The organism is Brumimicrobium glaciale (genome assembly GCF_004152935.1).
Classification (GTDB): domain Bacteria; phylum Bacteroidota; class Bacteroidia; order Flavobacteriales_D; family Crocinitomicaceae; genus Brumimicrobium; species Brumimicrobium glaciale.
In genome coordinates, this window is record NZ_SETE01000003.1 from 363,197 (window position 1) to 375,572 (window position 12,376).

The following is a 12,376-nucleotide window of genomic DNA, read 5'->3' on the forward strand; positions in this document are numbered from 1 at the left end:
AATTTTCCCGTTAGAGCACTTTCAAAGCGTTCTTGATTAAAATTTCTACAGAATCTTGCTCATTCATTACTTTATTTATGGCTTTTTCCGCTGATTTTTTATCAAAACCAAGTGAAACCAATGCAGTTAACGCATCAAATCGAAGTGTATTGTTTGAAGATGAAATATTATCACCAGAAACCTCGAATTTTAACATTTTGTCCTTTAAATCTACGATTACACGTTGCGCAGTTTTAGTTCCTATTCCTTTGACTCCCTTTATCGTATCAACATCTCCTGAAGTAATTGCGTATGCTATTTCAGCTGGAGAAAGTCCAGACAACATCACCATTGCTGTATTTGGTCCAATACCAGAAACAGAAACTAAGAAGTTGAACATTTCTCTTTCGACTGTATCATTAAATCCATACAAGATTTGCGCATCTTCTCTTACCACAAATTGAGTAAATATTTTAATCGATTCATCAGTTCCGATTGCCGAAAAAGTGTTCAATGAAATCTTTACCTCATAACCTATTCCTCCACATTCAATGACCAATACAGTTGGAGTTTTCTCTATCAGTCTTCCATTTAGGTATGTAATCATATCTATTTGTTTTGAGCGTCTACTACAGCAACTTTCACCATGTTTACTATTTCTCGTACAGACGCACCCAATTGCAATACATGAATTGACTTTCTCAATCCTACCAATACTGGTCCGATTGCTTCAGCATCCGTCATTTCTTGCAATAATTTATAAGCTATATTTCCCGATGATAAATTAGGGAAAATAAATGTATTTACCTCTTTATTCGCTAATTCAGAGAATGGGAATTTTTCATTCATCAACTCGTTGTTCAAAGCGAAGTTTGCTTGAACCTCTCCATCTACAACTAAAGTTGGATATTTTTCATGAATAATCTCAACTGCTCTAGCCATTTTCTTAGCATCTTTTCCTTCTGCTGAACCGTAGTTAGAATAAGACAATAATGCGATTTTTGGATTTACTTTAAACTTACGAATCATTTTCGCAACGTTGTTTGTCATATCCGCAATTTCTTCTGCTGTTGGATCAAAATTAACCGTTGTATCAGCTAAGAAAATTGGGCCACGTTTCGTAATCAAAACATACATTCCAGCAACTCGGTTCACATCTTTTTGTGTTCCAATAACTTGTAAAGCAGGACGCAACACATCACTGTATTTTCTTGTAGTTCCAGAAATCATTGCATCAGCATCACCTGATTGAACCATCATTGCACCGAAATAATTACGTTCACGCATTATTTTCATTGCTTCATACTCAGTGAATCCTTTTCTTTTTCTCAATTCAAAGAATTCTTTAGCATAACGTGTTAGTCTCTCTTTTTCCTCAGGAGCTTTAGGGTCTAGAATTTCAACGTCTGGAAGCTCCATGTTGTATTCCTTAATCATTCCTAAAACTTTTTCCTTACGACCTAATAGAATTGGAATAACAACTCCTTCTTCATAAGCTGTTTGTGCAGCTTTTAAAGTTTTATAATGATCCGCTTCTGCAAAAACAACACGTTTTGGATTGCGTTCCGCTTTCTCAGTTAAACCTCTAACAAGCTTATTATCAATCCCTAAACGTCTTTTTAAGTTAGCGTCATACTCATCCCAATCCTTAATCGGAATTCTAGCTACACCAGATTCCATTGCTGCTCTTGCTACTGCTGGTGCAACATGATAAATCAATCGTGGATCTAATGGTTTTGGAATAAAGTTCTCACGTCCAAAAGAAATACTTCTTTCTCCATACGCTTCACTTACTTCCTCTGGAACAGTTTCTTTGGCCAAATTAGCAATTGCAAATACAGCTGCTAATTTCATTTCCTCATTAATACATTTAGCACGAACATCTAATGCTCCTCTAAAAATGAAAGGGAAACCCAACACGTTATTCACCTGATTAGGATGATCTGAACGACCTGTTGCCATAATTAAATCCTTACGCACAGACATTGCATCTTTATAAGGAATCTCTGGATCTGGATTTGCCAAAGCGAAAACAATTGGATTGTCTGCCATTGATTTCACCATCGCTTTTGAAACCACACCACCTCGTGAAAGTCCAACCAATACATCAGCTCCTTTTAATTCGGTAGCCATATCAGAAGTTTTCTTGTGGTGTTCTCCAAAGAATTTTTTATTTCCGTCAAGATCTCTATCTCTGCTCAACAATCCTTTACTGTCAAACATGAAGATATTCTCCATTTTTGCGCCTAATGAATTGTACAATTTAGCACAACTCATTGCTGAAGCTCCTGCTCCTGAAACAACTATCTTAACATCTTCTATTTTCTTATCCGCCAACTCTAAAGCGTTGAGTAATCCAGCAGAAGAAATAATTGCTGTTCCGTGCTGATCATCATGCATTACAGGAATGTCTAATTCAGCTTTTAATCTTTCTTCTATTAAAAATGCCTCTGGGGCTTTAATATCTTCTAAGTTAATTCCTCCGAATGTTGGAGCAATTGCTTTTACCGTTTGAATAAATAATTCTGGATCATTGGCATCAACTTCAATATCGAAAACATCGATATCTGCAAAGATTTTAAACAACAACCCTTTTCCTTCCATAACAGGTTTTGAAGCTGCTGGACCAATATCTCCTAAACCTAAAACAGCTGTTCCGTTAGTAATAACAGCAACTAAATTAGATTTTGCAGTGTATTTATATACATCCTCCGGGTTTTCTGCAATTTTTAAACAAGGCTCTGCAACCCCTGGCGAATAAGCCAATGATAAATCACGCTGCGAACTGTATGGTTTTGTTGGTACAACCTCAATTTTACCTGGTTTACCCTGTGAGTGATAGTCTAGTGCGTCTTGTTTTCTTATCTTAGCCATATTGATGCGTTTTTGTAATTCTTTAGCAAGGCTGTAAATTTAACAAAAACCAACACATCAAAAGAATTAATAACTTCAAAGTATGACTAAACAGAAAATAATTGTTTTCACTGGTGCTGGAATCAGCGCTGAATCAGGACTTGGGACATTTCGTGACAACGGTGGATTGTGGGAGAAATTCAATATTGAAGAGGTGGCAACACCAGAAGCTTGGCATGCAGACCCTGAAATGGTAACTGAATTCTACAATATGCGCCGCAAACAATGTTATGAATCTAAACCCAACGCGGCTCATTATGCAATTGCGAAATTGGAAGACAAATTTGATGTTGAAGTAATTACGCAAAACATCGATGATTTACATGAAAGAGGCGGAAGTTCGAAAGTGGTGCATCTTCATGGAGAAATAAACAAAGTAAAAAGTTCTGGACCCAATGCAGAAAAGAAGTATTTCCTTCAAAAAGATTGGGAAGTAAAAATTGGAGACAAATGTGAAGAAGGTTTTCAAATGCGACCACATGTGGTATGGTTTGGTGAAGCGGTTCCAATGATAGACGAAGCCATTTCAATTATAAATGATGCAGATATCGTTATTGTTGTGGGAACATCTTTAAACGTTTATCCCGCTGCTGGAATTCTAAATTACGCTCCGCACAATGCAAAATATTATTTGATTGATCCAAGTGAAGTGAGTGTTCCGAGTTATTTTAACGTGATTCGTTCTTCGGCTTCGAAAGGAGTTCCGGAGTTGGTGGAGCAGTTGATGATGGAACACGGACTTTAGTCCCGTATTTTAATCGGGATGACACGGATGCATCGACAAGCTCACTTCGACAAGCTCTGTACAACGCTGCAGAACTGCAAGCAACGCGGATAATAACGGATTTTTGTCGAAATGTTTTAGAAATATTTAAATTGTTTTTCGGTAAAATCTAGTTAGATACCATAATTAGATTTAATGAAATTGATATCCCTCACAAATGTCAATTATCAAAAAGTTGCTAAGTATCATTTACAAAAGATGATAGGGTTTTTAGTGTTAGTTTATAACCGATAGGGGCTAGTGCTTACTTACGAAATAGTGTCTGGTCGGAAACGCAACAAATTCATTGATTACAATATTAGTTTTTACCTATAAGTAGTCTTTGAAGTTTTCCTACAGACATTTAATAACAACAAAAAAACCCTGATCGATAAGACCAGGGTTTAAATATTTATAAATAATGTTCGAGTGACTATTGAATAATCAATCGTTGAACATTACTTTTCGTTCCGTTATTTCCGTTGATGTTAACAAAATAGACACCTCTTTTTAAATCGCTAACTGATAACTTTGTGTTTATTCCTTTTACAGATGCACGTTTAACTTCTTTTCCTAAAGCATCCAAGAAGATAACTGTTCCGCCATCTTTAAGTCCATCACCTTTTATAGTAAGGAAATCTTGTGCTGGGTTAGGGAAAATACTCAAAGGAGTTTCTTTCATATTTTTATCAACACTCAAGTTACAATCTGCATTAGTTGTTTTAAAAATCACATTAATTGAATCGTAAACCGTACCGAATTCACCTACTACATAGTATTTGTGAACAGCACAAGATTCCATTCCATCAGGACGAATCTGAGGTTTAAAAATTGAAGAATCTCCTGGATTAATTTGATTTAAAGTAGGCGAAATATAAGTATAAGCATCATCAGCGGCATAACATTGAGAGTTGTCACAAATTTCGTCTACTCTATTGCTGTTAAAATCTCTAACTCTTTTGTACTTAACTTTTATTGGTTGCGCACCAGAATTAATAACTTTAAAGTCAGAATATATGGTAATTTCATTTTTATCATCTACTACTTCAACAGTAGTTCCGCTCAAATCTGTCGTTAAATCATTAACAGAAACTATTTGGACGCTTTGTCCAAACAATTGGGCTGCAGACAATAAAAGGGTTGTTGCAAGTATAGTTATCTTCATATGCTTAAATTTTTAATTACAATTAAGTAAATATAAATAAAAATAAAGTGAATTCAATAGGATTTAAGAAACTTTCGTATTTAAATCAATTTAGGATTACAATAATTAAACAATATTTTAGAATTAATTTTATTAAAATTTAACAAAATAGTTTACTTTTGGAAACATAAACCAAATTAAAACTAATAATTATGAAAACATTTTTACGTTCAGTAGCTGTATTTATAGCAGCTTCATTTACGATGAATGCCTCTGCACAAATTCCTGACAACGGAATTTGGCCTGCTGGAGTTACATTCACAGACATTAACGGTACAACTCATGACATGGATGCTATTTTAGATGCAGGTAAAACTGTTATCATAGATGCATTTGCAGATTGGTGTGCTCCATGTTGGTCTTACCACCAAGGACATGCATTAGAAAATCTTTATACTCAATATGGACCAAACGGTACAGATGAGCTAATGGTTTTTGGAATTGAAGCTGATGGTGCAGTACCTGAAAGCAACATTTCTGATGCTAATACAGGTATGGGAGATTGGACGGTAGGTGTTACTTACCCGCAAGCAAATGACGATCTTATATCAGGTATCATAAACCTTTCTTACTACCCAACAGTTATTATGGTTTGTCCAGACAGATCTGTTACTGAAGTTGGTCAAAAAACAACGGCAGTTTTATATTCTGGAATAAGTACTTGTGGAGCACCTTCTTCAAATGCAAATGACCCAAGATTAGTAGCAAGTGAGTCAGATGAAACATTCTGTGCTGGTTCTTCTGCTAATATGTCGGTAGTTCTACAAAACTTTAGTACTGCACCTTTAACTTCAGCTACAATTAAAGTAATGAATGGTTCAACTACAGTTGCAACTGAAAACTGGACAGGTAACTTAGCTTCTTATGATGTTACTACTGTTAATTTAGGTTCTGTTACTCCATCTGGAGCTACAAACTATACAATCAAAATTACATCTTCAAATGATGACACTTCGAATGACCAAATTATGGCTTCAGTTGCTCCAGCTCCAGTTTTAAGAGTAGGTAGTACAACGAAAAACATTAATTTCGTTATTGCAGGAGATCCATTTAAAGAAGAAATTGGAATTATTTTCGACGAAGGTGATGTTCCAGCAGTTTCTTTTGTGCAACTGCACAACGATGCTCAAGCAGGAACAACTTCACCATTAGGATTCACTCAAGTGGGTTCACTTGCGCAAGGAGCTGCGGCTGAGACTGTAACATACAACGCAGTTAACGAAGGTTGTCATTATGTAGTATTTGTTGATTCTTATGGAGATGGTATCACTTACCAAATGCCAGAAGCTAAACTTTCTATTATTGGTGATGGTAGTGCGAAAATTGATGTTAACCCAGACTTCGGTGATGGAATAGCAGTTATTTTTGATGTGAAATTCCAAACTGAGGTAAGTGTAAACACTGAAGAATTCGCTTCTTCATTCAAAGTTTATCCTAACCCAACAAGCAGCGTTGTAAACGTTGAGTTTGAATTGCAAAACCAAGAAGATGTAACAGTTTCTATCATGAACACTGTTGGTCAGACTGTAACAACAAACAATTTAGGTTCAGTTTCAGGAGTTCAAGCAACACAATTAGATGTTTCTTCTCTTGAGTCAGGAATGTACATTGTTAGAGTTAAAACGGCTAACGGAGAGCAGACAAAACGTATCTCAGTTATCAAATAATTTTGATTCTAAAGCTCGCTATCGTCGTTGTGAGTGAATTTTAAAACAGTTATTGACATAAAGTCAACGCCTTGGATTTAAAATTAACTCACGCCTAGATAACAAACTTTATAATTCAAAATGAGAACTTAGTTATAACGACTAATGTTTCAATAAAAATTTTAGAAGAAAGGGAGGCAGAAATGTCTCCCCTTCTTTTTTGCATTTAAATAGTACATCTAAAGCACTGTATTGTTGCTGTGAGTCAATTTTAAAACAGTTATTGACATAAAGTCAACGCCTTGGATTTAAAATTAACTCACGCCTAGATAACAAACTTTATAACTCAAAATGAGACCTTAGTTATAACGACTAATGTTTCAATAAAAATTTTAGAAGAAAGGGAGGCGAAATCGTCTCCCTTTCTCTTTTGCATTTAAATAGTACATCTAAAGCACTGTATCGTTGCTGTTAGTCAATTTTAAAGCAGTTCCTTCGACAGGCTCTGGACAACACACTGGCATAAAGTTAATTCCTTAGATTTAAAATTAATTCACGCCTAGATAACAAACTTTATAACTCAAAATGAGACCTTAGTTATAGCGACTAATGTTTCAATAAAAATTTTAGAAGAAAGGGAGGCAGAAATGTCTCCCTTTCTTTTTTGCATTTAAATAGTACATCTAAAGCACTGTATTGTTGCTGTGAGTCAATTTTAAAGCAGTTCCTTCGACAGCCTTTGGACAACGCATTGACATAAAGTCAACGCCTTGGATTTAAAATTAACTCACGCCTAGATAATAAACTTTATAAATCAAAATGAGAACTTGGTTATAACGACTAATGTTTCAATAAAAATTTTAGAAGAAAAGGAGCGCAAAAACCTTTCATTTTCTTTTTTGGATTCCAAGAGTAAGACCATCATTTTTATTCTGTTTTTCACTTTTATATCTATATTTGAAGATTAAGCGTTATATGGTACGAAGTATGCATATATGTTGCTGAACTAAAAACTAAATAAACATGAAAAAATTATCCTTTTTAATCGTTTCTACTTTTCTATTCTTATCTGCAAACTCTTATGCACAAGACGGAGGCAAAGGGCTTTTGGAAAAAACCATTCCTGAAATGCAATTAAAGAACACGGTTGGAGAAATGATTAATACTGCTCAACTTGAAAACGATGGGAAACCAATCATTATCTCTTTTTGGGCAACATGGTGTACACCTTGTAAAAAAGAATTAAATGCAATTCATGATTTGTATATTGATTGGCAAGATGAAACTGGTGTTCGTCTAGTAGCCGTTTCGGTTGATGATCAACGTACAGCTTCTCGAGTTGTTCCTTATGTAGATTCAAAAGCTTGGGAATATGAAGTTTTATTGGATCCTAACGGAGACTTTAAACGTGCAATGGGTGTAAACAATGTTCCACATACTTTCTTGGTTGATGGAAATGGAAATATTGTTTATTCACACAACAATTATGCGCCTGGTGATGAGTACGAATTGTATGATCATATTTTAAAACTTTCTGAGAAAAAGGATTAAATTCACGCTGCCGAATAGGGTTTTAAATCTTGAAGTAATTACAAGATTTAAGCCTATGTCGGCATTATACTCTAATTAATGAGCAGCATTACATTTTAAATTTGGTATAATTTACCGTACACAAATACATTATGAAAATTACAAAATTACTCGCTGGTTCAGCATTTCTTTTTATCGGTCTAAATGGAATGTCTCAAGGGACAATATCTGGAAATATGGAAAGCAATTTTCAATATTTGAACGATGATGAGAAAATCAACGCTATACAACCAGATGAGAAAGCACTTCTCAATTCCTACATAAATGTAAACTATCGCAATAGTGGATTTAAAGCAGGAATGAGATTAGAAGCTTATTTACCCTCAATTTTGGGTTATCCAGATCGTTTTGATGGAGCTGGATTAGGATACAGATACGTTGGGTATGAAAACGAACTTGTTGATGTAACTGTAGGTAACTTTTATGATCAATTTGGTTCTGGTCTAATTTTCCGTTCTTATGAAGACAGAGCACTCGGGTTTGATAACATGATGAATGGTATAAGTTTGAAACTACGTCCTTACAAAGGTGTAACGATTAAAACTGTTTATGGTCGCCAACGGTATTCATTTACGGATGGAAAAAACCAATACGGAGCTGGAATTGTTAGAGGAGCAGATTTAGAGATTAACTTTAGTCAGTGGTTTCCTAAGCTAGCTGAAAGTGACTTTAGGGTTACAGGAGGTGGTTCATTCGTTTCTAGGTATCAAGAAGACGACAATACTCAATTTGTATTGCCAGAAAACACAGGGGCTTATGGAGGTAGATTAAATTTAGCCTACAAAAAGTTCTTTATTAATGGAGAATACACAATTAAAGAACAAGATCCATCTCAAGACAATGGTTATATCTATAATTACGGAAAAGGTATTATAGTGAATGCAGGTTATTCGCAAAAAGGATTGGGAATTTTACTTTCTGCAAAATCAATTGATAATATGAGTTTTAGAAGTGATAGAAATGCTATTCTTCAAGATCTCACAATAGGTTTTGTTCCACCTTTAACAAAGACACATACTTATAATTTAGCGGCAACACTATATCCTTATGCTTCTCAGCCAAATGGTGAAGTGGCTTTTCAAGCAGATATCATTTACAATATTAAAAGAGGATCACTTTTAGGGGGGAAATATGGAACTGACATTGCGTTGAACTTTTCTACAGCTTACGAACCTTTAAAACGTTTGTCAGGAATTAATCCGGGTGACTCAACACGTGTTACCTACGAATCTAAGATTTTTGACAAAAGTGATTTGTTATACTGGAGAGACATAAACGTTAACATAAAAAGAAAATTGACTAAAAAATGGACTGTTGAAGGAAGTTACTTTAACATTTCTATGAACAATGATGTTTTAAAATTAACGAACGAAAAGGGAATTATTCAATCACATATTGGGGTTTTAGACGTTCAATATAAGATCAATAGAAAACATACGGTTAGAGCTGAACTTCAAGGCTTATGGACTGTTGATAATAAAGACAGAGGATCTTGGGCAACAGCATTAATTGAATACACTATTTCACCAGACTGGTTCTTTAGTGCGATTCTTCAATCAAATTATGGAAACCCAATAGAGGAAGATCGTATTAATTATCCTATGGTGTTTGTTGGTAAAATTTGGGGCGCAACACGTGTTCAAGTGGGTTACGGTCGTCAAAACGAAGGATTATTTTGTGTAGGAGGAATTTGTCGTTTCGTTCCAGCATCAAATGGTTTAACGGCATCATTTACACATAGCTTCTAAAAAATAAAACCATGAAAAAATTACATCAATACATCTTCTTTTTATTCGGATCAGCAATGCTTTTCACGAGTTGCGATAAAGTTGATCATCCTTACGAAAAAATAGCTACAATTAATTTAGATACTACCCTGTATAATGGTTTATGGAGTGATTATCTAGAGAATGAATACCCAACGTTTACGAGCAATACAAATACGAAAGTTAATGTATTGGTTGAAGACTACACAGGGCATACATGCTTCAATTGTCCTCCAGCAGCAGATCTTGCTCATGCTATGCATGGGAATAACCCTAATCGCGTTTTTGTAGCTTCGATTCATACAGGACCAGGGTCACTTAATTATCAAAAAGCATATCCTCAAAGTCCGAAATTCTTCACAGATCATACCAATCCAGATGGAGTTGAATATGGTGAAACATTTAAAAGCGGCTTCAATTTCTTAGGAAATCCTCAAGGAACAATAAATAGAAAATTTGTGGGTGGAGAAATGTTCACAATTACTGGAACATGGCAAAGTAGAACTGATGCTATTATAAATGCAAATGACTTAAAAGTTAATATACAATCTGTATTTAACTATTATTCAGATGCTAACGGGGGATATTTGCACGTTGAAGTAGAAAAGAAAACTTCTGATGCAATTGAAATGAATACCGTAGTTTACGTGATAAAAGATTCATTGGTGGATTGGCAAAAAATGCCAGACAATTCTGACTTTGAGTTTTATGTTCACCGTGATATGCATTTGGGAAGTATTGACAATAATCCATTCGGAATACCAACGTTTAAAGCTGAAGCAGCGGCAGGAGATAAAAAGATTTTAGATTACTCCTATGTTTTACCAGCAGATCTTGATATAACGAATATGCATTTCTTAGTGTATGTTTATGATAAAGACACTTATGAGGTTTTGCAGGTGATTAAGCAGAAAATTGAAGATTAAGAATGACGCTGGTGACTTATTAAGAATGACGCTGGTGACTTATTAAGAATGAAGCAGAGTTTCGCGGAGAGGCAGAGATACGCGGAGAAAAAAAAGATAAAGAAGAATGACGCAGAGTTTTGCGGGGCAGAGTCCCATGCAGCTGTCGGGACGCGGAGAAAAAAAGTATATTAATAGTTACGCCGAATTTTAGTCGAGAGATTTAAAATTCGGCGTAACTATTTCTTGTTTTTCCTCTTTTACACTTCTTTCTTTGCGAACCTCTGCGAAAACTTTGCATGTCTTTGCGTTATTCTTTCTATTTTTGAATAAATAACACAAATAATTCCTCCATGGGCAAGATTTTAGTCATAGACGACGAGAAAAGTATACGCAGAGCACTGAAAGAAATTTTAGAGTTTGAAGATTTTGAGGTTGATGAAGCAGAAGACGGAAAACAAGGTTTCGAGAAAGCGACAGCTCAGTATTATGATCTTATTTTTTGCGATATCAAGATGCCTAAAATGGATGGAATGGAAGTTCTCGCTGCGCTACAAAAAGAGAAAGTGGACAGTCCAGTAATTATGATTTCTGGACATGGAAATATCGAAACGGCGGTTGAAGCCATTAAACTAGGTGCTTTTGATTTCATTGAAAAACCATTGGACTTAAACCGTATTTTGGTAACCATCAGAAATGCGAGTGACAAAACCAATCTGGTTGAAGAAAAAAAAGCGTTAAGGAAAACAGTTCAACGTTTTAAAGGTTCCTCTATTATCGGAGAAACAGATGGCATCATTCAGATCAAGGAAATGATTGAGAAAGTGGGTCCAAGCGAAGCACGTGTTTTAGTCACTGGAGAAAATGGAACAGGAAAAGAATTGGTTGCAAGATCACTTCATGATAACAGCCCAAGAAAAGATGAATCATTTGTTGAAGTGAATTGTGCGGCTATTCCTGCAGAATTGATAGAGAGTGAACTTTTCGGACATGAGAAAGGTGCTTTTACATCTGCAATTAAACAGAAAAAAGGTAAGTTTGAATTGGCAAAAACTGGAACTTTATTTCTAGACGAAATTGGCGATATGAGTGCATCTGCACAAGCCAAAGTTTTACGAGCATTACAAGAAAACGTGATTCAAAGAGTGGGTGGTGAGAAAAACATCAATGTAAATCCACGCATCATTGCCGCAACGAATAAAAACTTACGTAAGGAAATCGAAGAAGGAAACTTTAGAGAGGATTTATACCATAGATTAAGTGTTATTTTAATTCATGTTCCTACATTAAACGAAAGAGAAGAAGATATTCCGTTATTGGCTGAGCACTTCTTATCGATGACGTGTGCTGAACATGGAATACCAAGAAAGAAGTTTACAGAAGATGCTTTAGAAGCGCTTAAAAACACCAATTGGAGCGGAAATATCCGTGAGTTGAGAAATATTATTGAACGTATGGTGATTTTATGTGACCATGAGATAACTGGGTTTGATGTGAATACTTTTTCGAATCCTAGAGGATGAGAATAATTATGAATTATGAATGATTAATTATGAATGGGCAGGGTGTTGAATCTCTTCTGCGAAGTGATTGTTGTTTGTAATTAGTTT

At 35.2% G+C, this 12,376-nt stretch carries 9 protein-coding genes; 6 read left to right on the forward strand and 3 right to left on the reverse strand.

The genetic code is table 11. From position 1 onward, the window contains the following. Positions 1–10: 10 nt before the first annotated feature. On the reverse strand, positions 11–586 hold the full coding sequence (gene ruvA, locus ERX46_RS08770; protein WP_130093485.1) for a Holliday junction branch migration protein RuvA: 576 nt from the start codon (positions 584–586) through the stop codon (positions 11–13). 2 nt (positions 587–588) lie between these two features. Beyond that, on the reverse strand, positions 589–2,853 hold the full coding sequence (locus ERX46_RS08775; protein ID WP_130093486.1) for an NADP-dependent malic enzyme: 2,265 nt from the start codon (positions 2,851–2,853) through the stop codon (positions 589–591). Between the two features lie 82 nt (positions 2,854–2,935). Here ERX46_RS08775 and ERX46_RS08780 point away from each other — a divergent pair, with 82 nt between their 5' ends. After that, positions 2,936–3,637, forward strand: coding sequence for an NAD-dependent deacylase (locus ERX46_RS08780; RefSeq protein WP_130093487.1), 702 nt, complete (start codon positions 2,936–2,938; stop codon positions 3,635–3,637). 451 nt (positions 3,638–4,088) lie between these two features. Here the strand turns inward: ERX46_RS08780 and ERX46_RS08785 are convergent, their stop codons facing one another. Then, positions 4,089–4,820, reverse strand: a complete 732-nt coding sequence (locus ERX46_RS08785; protein WP_130093488.1) for a T9SS type A sorting domain-containing protein — start codon at positions 4,818–4,820, stop codon at positions 4,089–4,091. Between the two features lie 191 nt (positions 4,821–5,011). Here ERX46_RS08785 and ERX46_RS08790 point away from each other — a divergent pair, with 191 nt between their 5' ends. The 5 genes from ERX46_RS08790 (at position 5,012) to ERX46_RS08810 (ending at position 12,289) form a co-directional block, all read left to right on the forward strand. Further along, entirely contained in the window at positions 5,012–6,526 is a 1,515-nt protein-coding gene (locus ERX46_RS08790; RefSeq protein WP_130093489.1) for a T9SS type A sorting domain-containing protein, read from the forward strand. 1,002 nt (positions 6,527–7,528) lie between these two features. After that, on the forward strand, positions 7,529–8,056 hold the full coding sequence (locus ERX46_RS08795) for a TlpA family protein disulfide reductase (RefSeq protein ID WP_130093490.1): 528 nt from the start codon (positions 7,529–7,531) through the stop codon (positions 8,054–8,056). A gap of 131 nt (positions 8,057–8,187) precedes the next feature. After that, positions 8,188–9,843, forward strand: a complete 1,656-nt coding sequence (locus tag ERX46_RS08800; protein WP_130093491.1) for a DUF6029 family protein — start codon at positions 8,188–8,190, stop codon at positions 9,841–9,843. Positions 9,844–9,854: 11 nt separating this feature from the next. Beyond that, positions 9,855–10,787: an Omp28-related outer membrane protein gene (locus tag ERX46_RS08805; RefSeq protein ID WP_130093492.1), complete on the forward strand. Its 933-nt coding sequence runs from the start codon at positions 9,855–9,857 to the stop codon at positions 10,785–10,787. Positions 10,788–11,119: 332 nt separating this feature from the next. Further along, positions 11,120–12,289, forward strand: a complete 1,170-nt coding sequence (locus ERX46_RS08810) for a sigma-54-dependent transcriptional regulator (protein ID WP_130093493.1) — start codon at positions 11,120–11,122, stop codon at positions 12,287–12,289. The last annotated feature ends 87 nt before the right edge of the window (positions 12,290–12,376 follow it).